Annotated in this window: 30 protein-coding genes; all 30 read right to left on the bottom strand. The window is 67.0% G+C overall.

Annotated elements, in window-relative coordinates:
- Positions 1-10: 10 nt before the first annotated feature.
- The 30 genes from map to Actob_RS03060 all read right to left on the bottom strand — a co-directional run bounded on the left by map (position 11) and on the right by Actob_RS03060 (position 18711).
- The gene (gene map, locus Actob_RS03205) at positions 11-844 is read right to left on the bottom strand and encodes a type I methionyl aminopeptidase (RefSeq protein WP_284918507.1); all 834 of its coding nucleotides are present in this window, start codon (positions 842-844) and stop codon (positions 11-13) included.
- Between the two features lies 1 nt (position 845).
- Complete coding sequence (locus tag Actob_RS03200) at positions 846-1499, bottom strand: adenylate kinase (RefSeq protein ID WP_284918506.1); 654 nt, start codon at positions 1497-1499, stop codon at positions 846-848.
- 71 nt (positions 1500-1570) lie between these two features.
- Positions 1571-2911, bottom strand: coding sequence for a preprotein translocase subunit SecY (gene secY / locus Actob_RS03195; RefSeq protein WP_284918505.1), 1341 nt, complete (start codon positions 2909-2911; stop codon positions 1571-1573).
- 230 nt (positions 2912-3141) lie between these two features.
- Entirely contained in the window at positions 3142-3591 is a 450-nt protein-coding gene (gene rplO / locus Actob_RS03190; RefSeq protein WP_284918504.1) for a 50S ribosomal protein L15, read from the bottom strand.
- A complete protein-coding gene (gene rpmD / locus Actob_RS03185; RefSeq protein WP_014687772.1) occupies positions 3592-3774 on the bottom strand; it encodes a 50S ribosomal protein L30 in 183 nt (60 codons plus the stop codon).
- Entirely contained in the window at positions 3774-4397 is a 624-nt protein-coding gene (rpsE, locus tag Actob_RS03180) for a 30S ribosomal protein S5 (RefSeq protein WP_185039468.1), read from the bottom strand. Before rpsE ends, rpmD begins: the two co-directional genes overlap by 1 nt.
- Positions 4398-4410: 13 nt before the next feature.
- Positions 4411-4806 (bottom strand): 50S ribosomal protein L18, encoded by a 396-nt coding sequence (rplR, locus tag Actob_RS03175; RefSeq protein WP_456319238.1) that lies wholly within the window; start codon positions 4804-4806, stop codon positions 4411-4413.
- Complete coding sequence (gene rplF, locus Actob_RS03170) at positions 4803-5342, bottom strand: 50S ribosomal protein L6 (RefSeq protein ID WP_185039467.1); 540 nt, start codon at positions 5340-5342, stop codon at positions 4803-4805. The genes rplR and rplF overlap by 4 nt, the downstream gene beginning before the upstream one ends.
- Positions 5343-5356: 14 nt before the next feature.
- Positions 5357-5764 (bottom strand): 30S ribosomal protein S8, encoded by a 408-nt coding sequence (gene rpsH, locus Actob_RS03165; RefSeq protein WP_014440735.1) that lies wholly within the window; start codon positions 5762-5764, stop codon positions 5357-5359.
- Positions 5765-5837: 73 nt separating this feature from the next.
- On the bottom strand, positions 5838-6023 hold the full coding sequence (locus tag Actob_RS03160) for a type Z 30S ribosomal protein S14 (RefSeq protein ID WP_020513598.1): 186 nt from the start codon (positions 6021-6023) through the stop codon (positions 5838-5840).
- 2 nt (positions 6024-6025) lie between these two features.
- Positions 6026-6595, bottom strand: a complete 570-nt coding sequence (rplE, locus tag Actob_RS03155) for a 50S ribosomal protein L5 (RefSeq protein WP_284918501.1) — start codon at positions 6593-6595, stop codon at positions 6026-6028.
- Entirely contained in the window at positions 6595-6915 is a 321-nt protein-coding gene (gene rplX / locus Actob_RS03150) for a 50S ribosomal protein L24 (protein WP_185046399.1), read from the bottom strand. Before rplX ends, rplE begins: the two co-directional genes overlap by 1 nt.
- Entirely contained in the window at positions 6912-7280 is a 369-nt protein-coding gene (rplN, locus tag Actob_RS03145; RefSeq protein ID WP_093618755.1) for a 50S ribosomal protein L14, read from the bottom strand. Before rplN ends, rplX begins: the two co-directional genes overlap by 4 nt.
- Before the next feature lie 92 nt (positions 7281-7372).
- A complete protein-coding gene (gene rpsQ / locus Actob_RS03140) occupies positions 7373-7645 on the bottom strand; it encodes a 30S ribosomal protein S17 (protein WP_284918500.1) in 273 nt (90 codons plus the stop codon).
- On the bottom strand, positions 7642-7875 hold the full coding sequence (rpmC, locus tag Actob_RS03135; protein ID WP_284918499.1) for a 50S ribosomal protein L29: 234 nt from the start codon (positions 7873-7875) through the stop codon (positions 7642-7644). The genes rpsQ and rpmC overlap by 4 nt, the downstream gene beginning before the upstream one ends.
- On the bottom strand, positions 7875-8300 hold the full coding sequence (gene rplP / locus Actob_RS03130; protein ID WP_014687763.1) for a 50S ribosomal protein L16: 426 nt from the start codon (positions 8298-8300) through the stop codon (positions 7875-7877). The genes rpmC and rplP overlap by 1 nt, the downstream gene beginning before the upstream one ends.
- Positions 8301-8303: 3 nt before the next feature.
- Positions 8304-9152: a 30S ribosomal protein S3 gene (gene rpsC / locus Actob_RS03125; protein WP_284918498.1), complete on the bottom strand. Its 849-nt coding sequence runs from the start codon at positions 9150-9152 to the stop codon at positions 8304-8306.
- Positions 9152-9610, bottom strand: coding sequence for a 50S ribosomal protein L22 (gene rplV / locus Actob_RS03120; protein ID WP_284918497.1), 459 nt, complete (start codon positions 9608-9610; stop codon positions 9152-9154). The genes rpsC and rplV overlap by 1 nt, the downstream gene beginning before the upstream one ends.
- A 37-nt stretch (positions 9611-9647) precedes the next feature.
- On the bottom strand, positions 9648-9929 hold the full coding sequence (rpsS, locus tag Actob_RS03115) for a 30S ribosomal protein S19 (RefSeq protein ID WP_014687760.1): 282 nt from the start codon (positions 9927-9929) through the stop codon (positions 9648-9650).
- A gap of 13 nt (positions 9930-9942) precedes the next feature.
- Positions 9943-10782 (bottom strand): 50S ribosomal protein L2, encoded by an 840-nt coding sequence (rplB, locus tag Actob_RS03110; protein ID WP_203739457.1) that lies wholly within the window; start codon positions 10780-10782, stop codon positions 9943-9945.
- Between the two features lie 14 nt (positions 10783-10796).
- Positions 10797-11099 carry a 50S ribosomal protein L23 gene (gene rplW / locus Actob_RS03105; RefSeq protein WP_122976227.1) on the bottom strand — a complete coding sequence of 101 codons (303 nt, stop codon included), beginning with the start codon at positions 11097-11099 and terminating at the stop codon, positions 10797-10799.
- Positions 11096-11743, bottom strand: coding sequence for a 50S ribosomal protein L4 (gene rplD / locus Actob_RS03100; RefSeq protein ID WP_284918493.1), 648 nt, complete (start codon positions 11741-11743; stop codon positions 11096-11098). Before rplD ends, rplW begins: the two co-directional genes overlap by 4 nt.
- A complete protein-coding gene (gene rplC / locus Actob_RS03095; RefSeq protein ID WP_284918492.1) occupies positions 11740-12390 on the bottom strand; it encodes a 50S ribosomal protein L3 in 651 nt (216 codons plus the stop codon). The genes rplD and rplC overlap by 4 nt, the downstream gene beginning before the upstream one ends.
- 12 nt (positions 12391-12402) lie before the next feature.
- Complete coding sequence (gene rpsJ, locus Actob_RS03090; RefSeq protein WP_007073037.1) at positions 12403-12711, bottom strand: 30S ribosomal protein S10; 309 nt, start codon at positions 12709-12711, stop codon at positions 12403-12405.
- 374 nt (positions 12712-13085) lie between these two features.
- Positions 13086-14279 carry an elongation factor Tu gene (gene tuf, locus Actob_RS03085; protein WP_284918482.1) on the bottom strand — a complete coding sequence of 398 codons (1194 nt, stop codon included), beginning with the start codon at positions 14277-14279 and terminating at the stop codon, positions 13086-13088.
- A 118-nt stretch (positions 14280-14397) separates the two neighbouring features.
- Positions 14398-16494: an elongation factor G gene (gene fusA, locus Actob_RS03080; protein ID WP_328518411.1), complete on the bottom strand. Its 2097-nt coding sequence runs from the start codon at positions 16492-16494 to the stop codon at positions 14398-14400.
- Between the two features lie 84 nt (positions 16495-16578).
- Positions 16579-17049 (bottom strand): 30S ribosomal protein S7, encoded by a 471-nt coding sequence (gene rpsG / locus Actob_RS03075; RefSeq protein ID WP_196415138.1) that lies wholly within the window; start codon positions 17047-17049, stop codon positions 16579-16581.
- Position 17050: 1 nt separating this feature from the next.
- Complete coding sequence (gene rpsL / locus Actob_RS03070; protein WP_007465318.1) at positions 17051-17425, bottom strand: 30S ribosomal protein S12; 375 nt, start codon at positions 17423-17425, stop codon at positions 17051-17053.
- 424 nt (positions 17426-17849) lie between these two features.
- A complete protein-coding gene (locus Actob_RS03065; RefSeq protein ID WP_284922220.1) occupies positions 17850-18221 on the bottom strand; it encodes a hypothetical protein in 372 nt (123 codons plus the stop codon).
- A 145-nt stretch (positions 18222-18366) separates the two neighbouring features.
- Entirely contained in the window at positions 18367-18711 is a 345-nt protein-coding gene (locus tag Actob_RS03060; RefSeq protein WP_284918475.1) for a hypothetical protein, read from the bottom strand.
- Positions 18712-18813 lie beyond the last annotated feature (102 nt).

The raw sequence follows: 18813 nt of genomic DNA, 5'->3' as shown, positions 1-18813 counted from the left end.
TAGGGCCACCCTAGGGCTGCCGCGCGGTCACCAGATCGCCGAGGCGGGCCCGGCCGCCGTCCAGGGCGGTGGTCACCCACACCCCGTCCTCCAGCAGCGCCATGGTGTGCTCAACGTGCGCCGCCCGGGAGCCGTCCCGGGTCACCACGGTCCAGCCGTCGGAGAGCTCCAGGGTCCGCGGCGAGCCCATCGTGATCATCGGCTCGATGGCCAGCGCCATGCCGGGGACCAGCCGTGGGCCGCGGCCCGGCTTGCCGTGGTTGAGCACGTGTGGTTCCTGGTGCATCTCGGTGCCGATGCCGTGCCCGCCGTAGCCGTCGACGATGCCGTACCGGCCGGCCTTGCGGATGACCTTCTCGATGTTGAACGAGATGTCGGTCAGCCGGCCGCGCCCGTTCGCCACGCCGCGGGCGGCGGCGGCGATCCCCGCCCACATCGCGTCCTCGGCGACCTCGGCCATCCGCAGCAACGCCGGGTCGGTCTCGCCGACGCCCACCGTGATCGCCGAGTCGCCGTGCCAGTCGTTCAGGATGGCGCCGCAGTCCAGCGAGATCAGATCGCCCTCGACGAGGATCTGCTCCGGGTTCGGGATGCCGTGCACGACCTGTTCGTTGTTCGACGCGCAGATCGAGGCCGGGAAGCCGTGGTAGCCCTTGAACGACGGGATCGCCCCGTGGTCGCGGATCACCTTCTCCGCGATGGCGTCGAGGTCGGCCGTCGAGACGCCGGGGGCGACCGCTTCACGCATCGCCTCCAGCGCGGCGTGGACGACCAGTCCGGCCGCCCGCATCTTCTCGATCTGCTCCGGCGTCTTGAGCTGAATGCCGGAATCCTGCCGTGCCACGTCAGCCCCCGTACGACCGCAGAGCGTCGATGGCGCGCACCGTCACGTCCTCGACCGGCCCGGTGGCGTCGATGCCCACCAGCTTGCCCTGCGCGCCGTAGTAGTCGACCAGCGGAGCGGTCTTGTCGGCGTACTCCACCAGCCGGTTGGCGATGGTCTCGGCCTTGTCGTCGTCCCGCTGGAACAGCTCCGACCCGCACCGGTCGCAGATGTTCTCCTTGCTGGTCGGGTCGAACTCGACGTGCCAGATCTTGCCGCAGCCCCGGCAGGTCCTGCGGCCGGAGAGCCGCCGGATCACCTCGTCGTCGTCGACCACGAGCTCCATCACCAGGTCCAGCGCCGTGCCCAGGTCGGCCAGCAGCTTGTCCAGCGCGGACGCCTGCGGCACCGTGCGCGGGAACCCGTCCAGCAGGAAACCGTCGCCGGCGTCCGGCTCGGCGAGCCGGTCACGGACCATGTTGATGGTGACCTCGTCCGGCACCAGCTGCCCGGCGTCCATGTATCGCTTGGCCTCGACCCCGAGCGGGGTCCCCTGCGACACGTTGGCCCGGAAGATGTCCCCGGTCGAGATCTTCGGTACGGCGAGATGGGCGGCGATGAACTCAGCCTGGGTCCCCTTGCCGGCCCCCGGAGGGCCCACCAGTACCAGCCGCACCTACATCGCCTCGCTTCGTCCGCAAGAAGCCACGCCAACCGCCGCCAGAGCCCCCCGGCCCCGCGTACCCACTACCGGAGGAACCCTTCGTAGTTCCGCTGCATGAGCTGGCTCTCGATCTGCTTCACCGTCTCCAGGCCCACACCCACCATGATCAGCACGGCGGTGCCACCGAACGGGAAGTTCTGGTACTGCTTCTGGTCCAGCCAGATGAAGAAGAAGTTCGGCAGGACGGAGATCAGGCCCAGGTAGAGCGCACCCGGCAGGGTGATCCGGCTGAGGATGAAGTCCAGGTAGTCGGCGGTCGGCTTGCCCGGGCGAATACCCGGCACGAAACCACCGTACTTCTTCATGTTCTCCGCGACCTCAGTCGGGTTGAACGTGATCGACACGTAGAAGTACGTGAAGAAGATGATCAGCAGGAAGTAGACCGTGATGTAGAGCCAGCTGGTCGGCGTGGCCAGCCAGTTCTGGATCCAGATCTGGTAGTTCTGCAGCTTGTTCTTGTCGAAGAACTGCAAGTACAGCTGCGGCAGGTAGAGCAGCGACGAGGCGAAGATGACCGGGACGACACCCGCCTGGTTCACCTTCAGCGGGATGTAGGTGGAGGTGCCGCCGTACATCCGCCGGCCGATCATGCGCTTGGCGTACTGCACCGGGATGCGCCGCTGGGCCTGCTCGATGAAGACCACCAGGCCGATGATCACCAGGACCAGCGCGATCACCAGGAGGAACTTGGCGGTGCCGGCGGACTGCTTGATCGTCCAGCCCTCGCCGGGAAGGCGGGACGCGATCGAGGTGAAGATCAGGACGGACATGCCGTTGCCGACGCCGCGGTCGGTGACCAGCTCGCCGAGCCACATGACCACGCCGGTACCGGCGGTCATCGTCATCACCAGGACGGTCAGGGTCAGCCAGATCGGGATGCCGGTGTTCTCGGGGATGATCTGGTACTGCGGGTTGTCCTGGTCGCACAGGCCGCCGAACAGCTGTCCGGTCCGGGCCAGGGCGACGAACGCCGAGGACTGCAGGATCGCGAGGCCCAGCGTCAGGTACCGGGTGTACTGGGTGATCTTCGCCTGACCGGACTGACCCTCCTTGCGGAGCTGCTCGAGCCGCGGAATCACCACGGTCAGCAGCTGCAGGATGATCGACGCGGTGATGTACGGCATGATGCCGAGCGCGAAGACCGAGAGCTGGAGCAGAGCGCCGCCGGAGAACAGGTTCAACAGGTTCAGAACCTGGTTACCCGACTGCTCGGTGAGCTTCAGGCACGCCTTGACGTTGGTGTACGACACGCCAGGGCTGGGCATGGTGGCGCCGAGCCGGTAGATGGCGATCATCGCGACCGTGAACAACAACTTCTTGCGCAGGTCAGGCGTCCGCAACGCACTCGTAAAAGCGGAGAGCAACTTCTTCCTCCTGCGCGAGGTGACCGCCGGTCGGCGGTACGGGGGGAGGGCAACGGTCCGGATGACCGATGTCCCTAACTGGAAACGGACTCTAACAGTCTTGGCCAGCCGTGGTCAGCCACGGTAGCCGTCCACACGGCGCTGCGTCACGACCGATCACATAAGTGCTGGTCAAACGCCACAAGGGGATGCTCGCCGAACATCAGTCCGGACGAGCATCCCCGCAAGCCTCACAGCTCGGTGGTCGAACCACCCGCAGCAGCGATCTTTTCCTTGGCCGACTCGCTGAACGCGTGCGCCGAGATGGTCAGCGTGACGCCGCCCAGCTCGCCGGAGCCCAGCACCTTGACCGGCTGGCCCTTGCGGACCGCACCGGCCTCGACGAGCTCGGACGGGCCGATCTCGCCGCCGTTCGGGAACAGCTCGGCAAGCCGGTCCAGGTTCACGACCTGGAACACGACCTTGTTGCGCGGGCGGTTCTTCAGGCCCTTGATCTTCGGCAGGCGCATGTGGATAGGCATCTGCCCACCCTCGAACGACGCCGGAGTGTTCTTCCGGGCGCCGGTGCCCTTGGTACCGCGGCCGGCGGTCTTGCCCTTGGAGCCCTCACCACGACCCACACGGGTCTTCTTGGTCTTGGCACCCGGCGCCGGCTTCAGGTCATGAATCTTGATCGCCATTTACTCGACCTCCTCGACAGTGACGAGGTGGTTCACGGCGAAGATCATGCCCCGGATCTCGGGACGGTCCTCCTTGACCACCACATCGTTGATCCGCTTCAGCCCGAGCGACCGCAGGGAGTCCCGCTGGTTCTGCTTACGGCCGATCTCGGACCGGATCTGGGTGACCTTCAAGCGAGCCATCAGTGCACCGCCGCTTCCGCACGCGCCGCCAGCATCGCGGCCGGCGCCACGTCCTCGACCGGCAGGCTGCGGCGAGCCGCGACCTGCTCCGGGGACTCGAGGCCCTTCAGCGCCGCCACCGTGGCGTGGACGATGTTGATCGGGTTCGAGGAGCCGAGGCTCTTCGAGAGGATGTCGTGGATGCCCGCGCACTCCAGCACGGCACGCACCGGACCACCGGCGATGACACCGGTACCAGCGGACGCCGGCTTGAGCAGGACGACACCCGCGGCAGCCTCACCCGTGATCGGGTGCGGAATGGTCGCACCGATCCGCGGGACCTTGAAGAAGTGCTTCTTGGCCTCCTCGACGCCCTTGGCGATCGCCGCGGGCACCTCCTTGGCCTTTCCGTAACCGACACCGACGGTGCCGTCACCGTCGCCGACGATCACCAGGGCGGTGAAGCTGAAGCGCCGACCACCCTTGACGACCTTGGCGACGCGGTTGATCGCGACGACCCGCTCGAGGTGCGGGGTCTTCTCGACGGGCGCGTTGCCGCGACCGCCCTCGCGACGGTTGTCGCGGCGGCCGCCACCCTCGTTGTTACCGCCGGACCCGCCGCCACGGCGCTGCTGACCAGGCATTGGTCAATTCCTCCTAGAACTCGAGTCCGGCTTCGCGAGCGGCGTCGGCAAGCGCGGCGATACGCCCCGCGTACTTGTTGCCACCCCGGTCGAAGACGACCTTGGAAATACCCGCGGCCTTGGCCCGCTCGGCGAGGAGCGTGCCGACCTTGCCGGCCTGCGCGCTCTTGTCGCCCTCGGTGCCCCGGATCGAGGTGTCGAGGGTCGAGGCGGAAGCCAGCGTGTGACCCTTGAGGTCGTCGATGATCTGCGCGGTGATGTTCCGCGTGGACCGGGTGACGACCAGACGGGGACGCTCGGCGGTGCCGCGCACGTTCTTGCGGACCCGGAAGTGCCGACGCGCCTTGCCAACGGCGCGCCGAGCGGCGACACCGCCGCCATTGCGGCGCTTGAGCAGCGTGGCGGTCACTTCTTACCTGCCTTTCCAGCCTTGCGGCGGATGACCTCGCCCTGGTACTTGACGCCCTTGCCCTTGTAGGGCTCCGGCGGGCGGATCTTCCGGATGTTGGCGGCGACCTCGCCGACCAGCTGCTTGTCGATGCCCGCCACAGTGAACTGGGTGGGCTTCTCCACCGAGAAGGTGATGCCGGCCGGCGGCACGATGTTCACCGGGTGCGAGAAGCCCAGAGCGAACTCCAGGTCCTTGCCCTTCGCGGTGACACGGTAACCGGTGCCGTTGATCTCGAGGGTCTTCTTGTAGCCCTCGGTCACACCGACGATCATGTTGGCGACCAGGGTGCGCGAGAGACCGTGCAGCTCCTTGGCCTTGCGCTCGTCGTTCGGGCGGTTGACGACCAGCTCGGCGCCCTCCTGGGACACCGTGATCGGCTCGGCCACGGTGTGCGAGAGCTCGCCCTTGGGGCCCTTGACCTTGACGGTCTGGCCGGTGATGGTGACGTCGACGCCGGCCGGGACCGGGATCGACTTACGTCCGATTCGCGACATGTCTAAGTCTCCAGTTACCAGACGAAGGCGAGGACTTCCCCGCCAACGCTCCGCTTGCGGGCCTGCTTGTCGGTCAGCAGTCCCTGGGACGTCGAAATGATCGCGACACCGAGGCCACCGAGCACGCGGGGCAGCTCGTCGGACTTGGCGTAAACCCGCAGGCCGGGCTTCGAGACGCGCTTGATGCCGGCGAGGCTGCGCTCGCGGTTCTGGCCGTACTTGAGCTCAACGACCAGACGCTTGCCGACCGCGCCCTCCTCGGGCTCCTCAGACGTCCACGACGCGATGTAACCCTCCGCCTTGAGGACCTCGGCGATGTTCGCCTTGATCTTCGAGTACGGCATGGTCACCTTGTCGTGGTACGCCTGGTTGGCGTTGCGCAGACGCGTCAGCATGTCTGCGATCGGGTCCGTCATCGTCATGGGTATTCGTCAACCTTTCTCGCCGGGGTTCCCGCGGGTGCGGGCCTACGGCGAAGCGGTATTACTAAGTCGGTTACCAGGAGGCCTTGGACACGCCGGGCAGCTCACCACGGTGAGCCATGTCCCGCACGCAAACGCGGCAGAGGCCGAACTTGCGGTAGACCGAGTGCGGGCGACCGCACTTCTGGCAGCGGGTGTAAGCACGCACGGCGAACTTCGGCTTCGCGGCCGCCTTGAGGATCAGCGCCTTCTTAGCCATGCTCAGTTCTCCTTGAACGGGAAGCCCAGGAGCTTCAGCAGCGCCCGGCCCTCGTCGTCGGTCGTGGCGGTGGTGACCACCGTGATGTCCATGCCCCGCGGCCGGTCGATCTTGTCCTGATCGATCTCGTGGAACACCGACTGCTCGGTCAGGCCGAACGTGTAGTTGCCGTGCCCGTCCAGCTTGCGGCCGTCGAGACCCCGGAAGTCGCGGATACGCGGCAGCGAGATGGACAGCAGCCGGTCCAGGAACTCCCACATCCGGTCGCCGCGGAGGGTGACCTTCGCGCCGATCGGCATGCCCTCACGGAGCTTGAACTGCGCGATGGACTTGGTCGCCCGGCGCACCAGCGGCTTCTGACCGGTGATGGTGGTCAGGTCACGCACCGCGCCGTCGATCAGCTTGGCGTCGCGGGCAGCCTCGCCGACACCCATGTTCACGACGACCTTGACCAGGCCGGGGATCTGCATGGGGTTGCCGTACTTGTACTGCTCCTGCAGCGCCGGGAGAACCTCGGCCCGGTACTTGCTCTTCAGACGCGGCAGCGTCTTCGTCTCAGTGGCGGCAGTCATCACAGTTCCTTACCGGTCGTACGCGCGATACGGACCTTGGTGCCGTTCTCGTCGATCCGGTAACCGATCCGGGTCGGCTTACCCTGGTCGTCCAGGATCTGCACGTTCGAGATGTGGATCGCGGCTTCCTGCGTGACGATGCCACCGGTCTTCGAACCACGCTGGGTGGTGCGGATGCGTTCGTGCTTCTTGACGCGATTGACGCCCTCGACCAGGACCTTGTCCTGCCGCGGGAAGGCCGCAATGACCTTGCCCTTGGCACCCTTGTCCTTGCCGGCGATGACGACGACCGTGTCGCCCTTCTTGATCTTCACGGTCAGAGCACCTCCGGCGCCAGGCTGATGATCTTCATGAACCGCTTGTCGCGCAGCTCGCGGCCGACCGGGCCGAAGATGCGGGTACCGCGGGGGTCCCCGCCGTCCTTGATGATGACGGCGGCGTTCTCGTCGAAGCGGATGTACGAGCCGTCCGGACGACGCCGCTCCTTGCTGGTGCGGACGACGACCGCCTTGACGACGTCACCCTTCTTCACACCGGCGCCGGGGATGGCGTCCTTGACCGTGGCCACGATGACGTCGCCGATGCTCGCGTAACGGCGACCGGAGCCACCGAGTACGCGGATGCACAGGATCTCCCGGGCACCCGTGTTGTCGGCGACGCGCAGTCGCGACTCCTGCTGGATCACGTCTGTCTCCTATGTCTGCCAGTTCTCCGGTGACCTACCGAAGCTTGGCGGAACGATGGTCCGCTGGGCCGGCCGTAGCCGGCCCAGCGTACTCACTTGGCCTTTTCGAGGATCTCCACGATCCGCCACCGCTTGGTGGCGGAGAGCGGGCGGGTCTCCATGATCGAAACCCGGTCGCCGGTGCCCGCCGAGTTCTGCTCGTCGTGCACCTTCAGCTTGCGGGTACGACGGATGACCTTGCCGTACAGCGCGTGCTTGACGCGGTCCTCGACCTCGACGACGACGGTCTTGTCCATCTTGTCGCTGACCACGAGACCCTCACGCACCTTGCGCTGGGCGCGCGGCGCAGCAGTGTTCTCACTCATGCGCTCACCTCATCCGGCGCAACCGAGAGCCCCAGCTCACGCTCACGCATGATCGTGTAGATCTTCGCGACGTCCTTGCGGACGACCTGCAGCCGACGGTGATTGTCGAGCTGGCCGGTCGCGCGCTGCACGCGAAGGTTGAACAGCTCCGCCTTGGCCTCCCGCAGCTTCGCGACCAGCTCCTCTTCGGAGAGTTCGCGGAGCTCGGCTGCCTTAACGCCCGCTGCCATCAGCTTTCACCCACTTCGCGCGTCACGATGCGGCACTTCATCGGGAGCTTGTGGATCGCGCGGCGCATCGCCTCACGCGCGACCGTCTCGTTCGGGAACGACATCTCGAAGAGGATGCGTCCCGGCTTGACGTTCGCCACCCACCACTCGGGAGAACCCTTACCGGAACCCATGCGGGTTTCGGCAGGCTTCTTGGTCAGGGCCTGGTCCGGGAAGATCGAGATCCAGACCTTACCGCCACGCTTGATGTGACGGGTCATCGCGATACGCGCCGACTCGATCTGCCGGTTCGTCACGTACGCGGGCTCCAGCGCCTGGATACCGAACTCGCCGAAGACGACCCGGTTACCGCCCTTGGACGCGCCGTGGCGGTCCGGGTGATGCGGCTTACGGAAGCCCTTTGGGGGCTTACGCGGCATCAGCATGTGTCAGCCCTCCTGCTGCGTCTCGGCCACGGCCGGAGCCGCGGCAACCGCGGCGTCGTTCACATTGTCGCCGTCGGCGCCGCGCGACTGGGCGGCGGCCCGGCCGGCCTCGGTGCCGCCCGCGGTCGTACCGGACGAACCGGAACGGCCACGACGCGGACGCTCGGGACGGTCAGCCCGGTCCCGGCGCGGACGCGCGGGAGCCTCGGTGACAGCCTCGCGACCCGGAACGGCGTCGCCCTTGTAGATCCAGACCTTCACGCCGATCCGGCCGAACGTGGTACGGGCCTCGAAGAAGCCGTACTCGATGTTCGCCCGCAGCGTGTGCAGCGGAACGCGACCCTCACGGTAGAACTCCGTGCGGCTCATCTCCGCGCCGCCGAGGCGGCCGGAGACCTGCACCCGGATGCCCTTGCAGATCGGGTTCTTCATGGCGGACTGCATGGCCTTGCGCATCGCCCGGCGGAAGCTGACCCGGGAGGACAGCTGCTCGGCGACGCCCTGCGCCACCAGCTGAGCGTCCGACTCCGGGCTCTTCACCTCGAGGATGTTCAGCTGGACCTGCTTGCCGGTGAGCTTCTCGAGCTCGCCGCGGATCCGGTCGGCCTCCGCGCCCTTACGGCCGATGACGATGCCCGGCCGGGCGGTGTGGATGTCGACCCGAACCCGGTCGCGGGTCCGCTCGATGTCCACCTTGGAGATGCCGGCGCGCTCAAGACCCTTGGACATCATCCGGCGGATCTTGACGTCCTCGCCGATGTAGTCCTTGTAGAGCTTGTCCGCGAACCAGCGGCTCTTCCAGTCGGTGGAGATGCCGAGGCGGAACCCGGTGGGGTGAACCTTCTGACCCATTACTCGGCACCCTCCGTGCTCTGGGACTCGGCGGCAGCCGGCTCAGCGGCCTTGGTGGCCTTCTTCGCCGTAGCCTTCTTCGCCGGACGGACCGTCTGGACCGCCTCGACCGCGATAGTGATGTGACACGTGCGCTTGCGGATCCGGTACGCCCGGCCCTGCGCCCGCGGCCGGAACCGCTTGAGCGTCGGACCCTCGTCGACGAACGCCTCGCTCACGAGGAGGGCGTCGGGGTCGAGCCGCTCGTTGTTCTCCGCGTTCGCCACGGCACTGGCAAGCACCTTGTAGACCTGCTCGCTGGCGGCCTGCGGCGCGAACTGCAGGACGGTCAGCGCCTCCTTCGCGGGCAGACCGCGGACGAGGTTGACCACCCGGCGCGCCTTGGTCGGCGAGAGGCGCACGTGTCGCGCAATCGCCCGCGCGCCCGGAAGCACCGGAGCGTCGCCCTTTGCTGGCATCGCTGTAGCTCCTAAATCCTCTAATCCGTGTATCTGCTTAGCGACGACGGCTCTTGCGGTCGTCCTTCTCGTGACCCTTGAACGTGCGGGTCAGAGCGAACTCGCCGAGCTTGTGCCCGACCATCGCCTCGGTGACGAACACCGGGACGTGCTTGCGCCCGTCGTGCACGGCGATCGTGTGCCCGAGCATGTCCGGGATGATGGTCGAACGCCGCGACCAGGTCTTGATGACGTTCTTCGAGTTCTTCTCGTTCTGGACTTCCACCTTCTTGAGCAGGTGGTCGTCGACGAACGGGCCCTTCTTCAGGCTGCGAGGCATCTTTTAACTCCCGTTACCCGCGCTTGCGGGTGGCGTAGCGGCGGCGAACGATCAGCTTGTCGCTCTCCTGGCCCTTGCGGCGGGTACGGCCCTCCGGCTTACCAGCCGGGTTGACCGGGTGACGACCACCGGAGGTCTTACCCTCACCACCACCGTGCGGGTGGTCGACGGGGTTCATGGCGACACCACGGACGGTCGGGCGCTTGCCCTTCCACCGCATACGGCCGGCCTTACCCCAGTTGATGTTCGACTGCTCGGCGTTGCCGATCTCGCCGACGGTGGCGCGGCAGCGCACGTCGACGCGACGGATCTCGCCGGAGGGCATACGCAGCGTGGCGTACGCGCCCTCACGACCGAGCAGCTGGATGCCCACGCCGGCCGAACGGGCCAGCTTGGCGCCACCGCCGGGACGAAGCTCCACGCCGTGGATCGTCGTACCGACCGGGATGTTGCGCAGCGGCAGGTTGTTGCCCGGCTTAATGTCCGCGCCGACACCCGACTCGACCCGGTCGCCCTGCTTCAGGTCCTTCGGAGCCAGGATGTAGCGCTTCTCGCCGTCGGCGTAGTGCAGCAGCGCGATGCGCGAGGTGCGGTTCGGGTCGTACTCGATGTGAGCGACCTTGGCCGGCACGCCGTCCTTGTCGTTCCGCTTGAAGTCGATCAGCCGGTACTGCCGCTTGTGGCCACCGCCCTGGTGCCGCGTGGTGATGCGGCCGTGGACGTTGCGACCACCCTTCTTGGGCAGCGGGACCAGCAGAGACTTCTCCGGCGTCGACCGGGTGATCTCGGCGAAGTCGGCGACGCTCGAGCCGCGGCGGCCAGGCGTGGTCGGCTTGTACTTACGGATTGCCATGATTCACAAACCCCTTAGCTGACCGGGCCGCCGAAGGCCTCGATACGGTCACCGTCAGCCAGCTTCACCATCGCGCGCTTGGTCGCCTTGCGCTGACCGAAGCCGGTCCGGGTGCGCTTGCGCTTGCCCTCGCGGTTCGCGGTGTTCACCGTCAGCACGCGGACGTTGAAGATCTGCTGGATCGCGATCTTGATCTGGGTCTTGTTCGCGTCCGGGTGGACGAGGAACGTGTACCAGTTCTGGTCGAGAACGCTGTAGCTCTTCTCGGAGACCACCGGGGCGACGATGATGTCGCGCGGGTCGGCGATCGTGCTCACTTGTCGCCCTCCTCGGACTGCTCGGACCCGCCCAGGAACTCGTCGAGCGCGACCTTGGTGAAGACGACCTCGTCGGCGACCAGCACGTCGTACGTGTTCAGCTGGCCGGCTTCGATGAGGTGCACGGTCGGCTCGTTGCGCAGCGAGATCCAGTTCAGCTCGTCCTGGCTGTCCAGCACGACGAGGATCTTGTTGGTCTGCGCGACCTTCCGCAGCGTGGCGACGGCGGCCTTGGTCGACGGCGTCTCGCCGGTGACGAAGGACTCGACGACGAACACGCGGCCGTCACGGGCCCGGTCGGAGAGGGCGCCACGGAGCGCGGCCGCCTTCATCTTCTTGGGGGTCCGCTGGCTGTAGTCGCGCGGCACCGGGCCGTGCACGACGCCACCACCGGTGAACTGCGGCGCGCGGATCGAGCCCTGACGGGCGCGACCGGTGCCCTTCTGCTTGTACGGCTTCTTGCCGCCGCCGGCGACCTCGCCGCGGGTCTTCGCCTTGTGCGTACCCTGCCGGGCCGCGGCCAGCTGGGCCACGACGACCTGGTGCATCAGCGGGATGTTCGCCTGCGCGTCGAAGACGCTCGCGGGCAGGTCGACCGAGCCGGCCTTGGCGCCCTCGGCGTTGATGATGTCGACCGAACTCACTTGGCACCGCCCTTCTTGGCCGCGCTACGGACCAGGATCAGCGCACCCTTGGGACCGGGCACAGCGCCCTTCACCAGGATCAGGTTGCGCTCGGCGTCGACCGCCTGGATCGTCAGGTTCTGCACGGTGTAGCGCTTGCTACCCATCCGGCCGGCCATCCGGACGCCCTTGAAGACGCGACCCGGGGTGGCGCAGGCGCCGATCGAGCCCGGCGAGCGGTGCTTGCGCTCGACACCGTGGCTGGCGCGCAGACCGTGGAAGCCGTGCCGCTTCATGACACCGGCGTAGCCCTTGCCCTTGGTCTTGCCGGTCACGTCGATCGGCTGGCCGACGGCGAACGCGTCGACGGTGACCTCCTGGCCGAGCTCGTACTCGCTCGCGTCGACGGTGCGAAGCTCGACGAGGTGACGCCGCGGCGACACACCGGCCTTCGCGTAGTGGCCGCTCTCCGGCTTGTTGACCTTGCGGGGGTCAATCGCGCCGTACGCCAGCTGGACAGCCGAGTAGCCGTCCTTCTCAGAGGTGCGGACCTGGGTCACGACGCACGGGCCGGCCTGCACCACGGTTACCGGGACGACCTTGTTGTTGTCCCAGACCTGGGTCATGCCGAGCTTGGCGCCCAGGATCCCCTTCACTTGCCTGTCCATTTGTCCGGATCCCTACAGCTTGATCTCGATGTCGACGCCAGCCGGCAGGTCGAGGCGCATGAGCGAGTCGACCGTCTTCGGGGTCGGGTCGATGATGTCGATCAGACGCTTGTGCGTGCGCATCTCGAAGTGCTCGCGCGAGTCCTTGTACTTGTGCGGCGAACGGATCACGCAGAAACGGTTGATCTCCGTGGGCAGCGGCACCGGGCCCGCGACCTGCGCCCCGGTACGCGTCACCGTCTCGACGATCTTCCGCGCCGAGGAGTCGACGACCTCGTGGTCATAGGCCTTGAGCCGGATGCGGATCTTCTGTCCCGCCATGGTGGCTTCTGTTTCCTTCTCTCGATGCCGCTACGTGCGGAAGCGGTGGCCTCCACATGCCCGCAGGACCGTTGATCCTGCGTTGTCCGACCCCCGCGGTCGGGCGTGTCGCGCCTCGTCACAGAGTGCTGGGCACTCAGCTTCCGGCCTCCGCCCCCTGTCGGGGCGGACGCGATCGCGGGGATCTGGGGCGCCGGGCGGCAAAGAAACACACCCGGACACCCGGCGAGGGTGGGCAGTTGATCAAGTCAAAGTGACCAGCTCGACTACCCACCCCGCGCGGACGCAACCTGACTAGTATGCCGGATTAACTCCAGCATTGCTAATCGGGGTCACCAACGAGGGGTGTTCACCGAAGTGAACACCCCTCAAAATCACTTGATGATCTTCGTGACCGTGCCGGCGCCGACGGTGCGGCCACCCTCACGGATCGCGAACTTCAGGCCCTGCTCCATGGCGATCGGCTGGATCAGCTTCACGGCCATCGAGGTGGAGTCGCCCGGCATGACCATCTCGGTGCCCTCGGGCAGCGTGACGACGCCGGTGACGTCCGTGGTACGGAAGTAGAACTGCGGCCGGTAGTTCTGGAAGAACGGGGTGTGCCGGCCACCCTCCTCCTTCGAGAGGATGTAGACCTGGCCCTCGAACTCCGTGTGCGGAGTCGTGGTGCCCGGCTTCACGACGACCATGCCGCGCTCGACGTCCTCGCGCTTGATGCCGCGGAGCAGCAGACCGACGTTCTCACCCGCGCGGGCCTCGTCGAGCAGCTTGCGGAACATCTCGATGCCGGTGCAAACGGTCTTGGTCGACTTCTCGCGGATACCGACGATCTCGACCTCCTCGTTCGGCTTGAGGATGCCGCGCTCGGCGCGACCGGTCACCACGGTGCCACGACCGGTGATCGTGAAGACGTCCTCGATCGGCATGAGGAACGGCTTCTCGGTCTCACGCTCGGGCTGCGGGATCGCGGTGTCGACCGCGTTCATCAGCTCCATGAGCTTGCCGGTCCACTCCGGGTCGCCCTCGAGCGCCTTGAGCGCCGACACGCGCACGACCGGCAGGTCGTCGCCCGGGAACTCGTAGGTGCTCAGCAGCTCGCGGACCTCGAGCTCGACGAGCTCCAGGAGCTCCTCGTCCTCGACCATGTCGCTCTTGTTCAGGGCGACGACGATGTACGGAACGCCGACCTGGCGGGCCAGGAGGACGTGCTCCTTGGTCTGCGGCATCGGGCCGTCGGTGGCGGCCACGACCAGGATCGCGCCGTCCATCTGGGCGGCACCGGTGATCATGTTCTTGATGTAGTCGGCGTGGCCGGGGCAGTCCACGTGCGCGTAGTGACGCGCCGCGGTCTGGTACTCGACGTGCGCGATGGAGATCGTGATACCACGAGCCTTCTCCTCCGGCGCCTTGTCGATCTCGTCGAACGGGGTGTACGGGTTCAGCTCGGGGAACTCGTCGTGCAGGACCTTGGTGATGGCCGCAGTCAGCGTCGTCTTACCGTGGTCGATGTGACCAATGGTGCCGATGTTGACGTGCGGCTTAGTCCGCTCGAACTTCGCCTTCGCCACTGGTGTCCTCCTGTGGACTGATCATTACTTTTCGCCCGGCACGCCGATAAGGCGCTCAGGACTCTGTCGACTGCTCGTGCACGTGCGGTCCTCGACGGACCGCACGTGCCTCAACGCGTCAGGCGCCGGTGGCCTTAGCGATGATCTCCTTCGCCACGTTCGCGGGAACCTCGGCGTAGGAGTCGAACTGCATGCTGTAGCTAGCCCGGCCCGCAGTCTTCGACCGCAGGTCGCCGACGTAGCCGAACATCTCCGAGAGCGGCACCAGAGCCTTGACGACGCGGGCGCCGTGACGCTCCTCCATCGACTGGATCATGCCACGACGGGAGTTGAGGTCGCCGATGACGTCACCCATGTTGTCCTCAGGGGTGGTGACCTCGACGGACATCATCGGCTCGAGCAGCGCGGGATCGGCCTTGCGGGCCGCTTCCTTCATTGCCATGGAGCCGGCGATCTTGAACGCCATCTCGGACGAGTCGACCTCGTGGTACTGACCGTCCAGCAGCGTGAACTTGACGCCCACCAGCGGGTAGCCGGCGAGAACGCCGTACTGGAGGGAGTCCTGCGCACCCGCGTCCACCGAGGGGATGAACTCCTTGGGAACCCGGCCACCGGTCACGGCGTTGACGAACTCGTACGTGGGGCCGTCGGCGTCGAGCGGCAGCGGCTCGACCTTGACGATGACCTTCGCGTACTGGCCCGAGCCACCGGTCTGCTTCTTGTGCACGTAGTCGAGCTTCTCCACGGTGCCGCGGATCGTCTCGCGGTACGCCACCTGCGGCTTACCGATGTTCGCCTCGACGTTGAACTCGCGCCGCATGCGGTCGACGAGGATGTCGAGGTGCAGCTCGCCCATGCCGGCGATGATGGTCTGCCCGGTCTCCTCGTCGTTGAAGACCCGGAAGGTCGGGTCCTCCTCGGCGAGGCGCTGGATCGCGGTGCCCAGCTTCTCCTGGTCAGACTTGGTCTTCGGCTCGATGGCGACCTGGATGACCGGCTCCGGGAAGGTCATCGACTCCAGGATGACCGGCTTGGCCGGGTCGCAGAGCGTGTCACCGGTGGTGGTCTGCTTCAGACCCTGGACGGCGATGATGTCGCCGGCCTGCGCGGTGGTGCGCTCCTCACGCTTGTTCGCGTGCATCTGGTAGATCTTGCCGATGCGCTCCTTGCGGTCCTTGGTGGAGTTGATCACCTGGGTACCGGTCTCGAGCGTGCCGGAGTAGACCCGGACGTAGGTCAGCTTGCCGAGGTGCTTGTCGGTCTGGATCTTGAAGGCCAGCGCCGAGAAGGGCTCGTCGTTCGACGGCTTCCGCACCATCGGCGTCTCGCCGTCGGTAGCGGTGCCCTCGATCGCCGGGATGTCCAGCGGCGACGGCAGGAACTCGATGACGGCGTCCAGCATCGGCTGCACACCCTTGTTCTTGAACGCCGAGCCACAGAGCACCGGGTTGGCCTTGCTGGCGATCGTGGCGCGCCGGATGGCGGCCCTGATCTCCTCGACCGAGACCTCTTCGCCCTCGAGGTACTTCTCCATCACCGCGTCGTCGACGTCCGCGAGGGTCTCGAGCAGCTTCTCGCGCCACTCGGCCGCGGAGTCGGCCAGATCCGCCGGGATCTCCTCGATCGCGTAGTCCTCACCCTTCTGGGTCTCCCCACGCCAGGTGAGCGCGCGCATCTCGATCAGGTCGACGACGCCGATGTGGTCGCCCTCGAGCCCGATCGGGATCTGCAGGACGAGCGGCGTCGCGTTGAGCCGGTCGATCATCATCTGCACGCAGCGGAAGAAGTCCGCGCCGGTCCGGTCGAGCTTGTTGACGAAGCACATCCGGGGGACGTGGTACTTGTCGGCCTGCCGCCACACGTTCTCGGTCTGCGGCTCCACGCCGGCCACGCCGTCGTAGACCGCCACCGCGCCGTCGAGCACCCGCAGCGACCGCTCGACCTCGACCGTGAAGTCGACGTGGCCGGGCGTGTCGATGATCTGGATCGTGTGACCCTTCCACTCGCACTTGGTGGCGGCGGAAGTGATGGTGATACCGCGCTCCTGCTCCTGCTCCATCCAGTCCATGACGGCAGCGCCCTCGTGGACCTCACCGATCTTGTACGTGATACCGGTGTAGAACAGGATTCGCTCGGTCGTCGTGGTCTTACCAGCATCGATGTGCGCCATGATGCCGATGTTGCGTACCTTGGCGAGCGCGTCTGCGGCGGCCACTTCCATCCCTACTTTTCTTCGTCGTCGTCTCGTGGACCGGTACGACTGCCGTGGCCCGGCGGATGCCGGGCCCGCAGCAGGGTCTTACCAGCGGTAGTGCGCGAAGGCCTTGTTGGACTCCGCCATCTTGTGGGTGTCCTCGCGACGCTTCACCGCGGCGCCGAGGCCGTTGCTGGCGTCGAGCAGCTCGTTCTGCAGCCGCTCGATCATGGTCTTCTCACGGCGGGCCTTGGAGTACTGGACCAGCCAGCGCAGACCGAGGGTGGTCTGGCGCGGGGTCCGCACCTCGACCGGCACCTGGTAGGTCGCGCCACCGACGCGGCGGCTGCGGACCTCGAGGGTCGGCTTCACGTTGTCCATCGCGCGCTTGAGGATGACCACCGGGTCGGTGCCGCTCTTCTCACGGCAGCCCTCCAGGGCGCCGTACACGATGCGCTCGGCGAGCTGACGCTTGCCACCGATGAGGATCTTGTTCACCAGCTGGGTGACCAGCGGGGAGTTGTACACCGGGTCAGCGACCACCGGGTGACGCGGAGCGGGGCCCTTACGCGGCATGTCAGCTCTTCTCCTTCTTCGCGCCGTAACGGCTGCGGGCCTGCTTGCGGTTACGCACACCCTGGGTGTCGAGCGAACCGCGGACGATCTTGTAGCGGACGCCGGGCAGGTCCTTCACACGGCCGCCACGCACGAGCACGATCGAGTGCTCCTGCAGGTTGTGGCCGACGCCCGGGATGTACGCCGTGACCTCGATCTGGCTGCTCAGCTTCACGCGAGCGACCTTGCGCAGCGCAGAGTTCGGCTTCTTGGGGGTGGTGGTGTACACGCGGGTACACACGCCGCGCCGCTGAGGGCTTCCCTTCAGTGCCGGCGTCTTCGTCTTGGTCGTCTTCGCCTGGCGGCCCTTGCGGACCAGCTGCTGGATCGTGGGCACCGGGTTTCTCCGCTCCCTTCGGCCGCTTCCTGTTTACGGCCGCACCGAGTTTTCTGCCTTGTGTGTAGGGCCCTCCCGGGAGGGAGTGTCCCGCACCCGCGGTCGGGCGTGTCGTCCGGCTCACGGTCCCGTCGCGCGTGAATGATTCACGCGTCCCGGGTCTTGTCTTTGTGTCAGGACAAGGGTTCATGCCGAACCCTGCCCGTCGTGCGGCTTTACCCGTCGTACGTTCCGATTCGGGTGCACGCACGAGTTGCCCGGGCGAGCCCGGGCACGAGGGGAAAGAGTACCCACCTCAAGCACCCAGGTCAAAATGAACCAGTCAGATTAGACCTGGGCTCCCACGATGGACATCTCCGTATACCAGTGTACCGGGTGCTCCAGCGCGGCAATGCCGCGGTGCCGGATCCCGGCGCCGGCACCGTCATGAAGCGTGTAACACCAATCCCAGCACCAACGCGAGGAGCGATATTCCCGCGCCCGCGCCGCCGCAGGAGATCCCGGCGATCGCCAGTCCCCGACCGGTGAACCGTACCCGGCCCGGCGCGCCGGAGCGCCGGATCTGCCGCATCGCGATCAGCGACGCGGTCACCGCTCCCCCACCGGCCAGAACGCTGAGCAGCGTGAAAGCGCCGGCCACCCAGCTACCCGCGCCGCCGACGCCGAAACAGATCACCAGGATCGAGACGAAGATCGAGCCGATGCCGGCGGCCAGGCCGCCGATCGCCAGACCCGAGGTGATCGGTACGACACGCAGCTGGACCAGGCCGAACCCGGTCCCGCCCACCACGTCCACCCGTTCCGCCTCCCAGCCGCTGGCCGGCTGCGGCGGCACCGGCGGGCCGTATGGCGGCGGTCCGTAGGGCGGGGGCGGCGGCTGCATCATGTGCAGAAGCATGTCACCCGGACGAGCCGTGGCGCAGCCCGGGCCGTGGGGCGATCTAGTCGGTCCCCGGCGCGAAATCCGGACCCGGCGCCGCGGCCAGGTGCAGCAGCCCGGCGATCCCGGCCACCACCAGGGTGACCAGCGCCAGCACCAGCCCCGCCCAGGCCAGCTTGCGGCCGCGCTGGATCCACCGGCCCCCGGTCAGGTAGCCGCCGGCGGCGAACGCCTCGCGGGCGGTCTGCCGGGCCAGCACCAGGGCGATCGTGGCCGGGATCACTCCGCCGACCAGCGGACCCGTCAGCAGGCCGACCAGGCCGAGCGCGAAGACGGCCCGGGCCTTCGTCGAGGACGCGGGCTCCGGGTCCAGCGGATGGCGGGCAGGCACGGCTTCAGCGCTCACCCGTACATCCTAGAAGCGCCGCTGGGGCGGCCGCGCGATGCGCGACCACCCCAGACGAACACAGCTTTTCCGGTACGGCCTCAGCCTCTTACGGACGGCGTC

Source organism: Actinoplanes oblitus (genome assembly GCF_030252345.1).
GTDB classification, from domain to species: Bacteria; Actinomycetota; Actinomycetes; order Mycobacteriales; family Micromonosporaceae; genus Actinoplanes; species Actinoplanes oblitus.
This window is presented reverse-complemented; position numbering and strand designations above follow the sequence as displayed.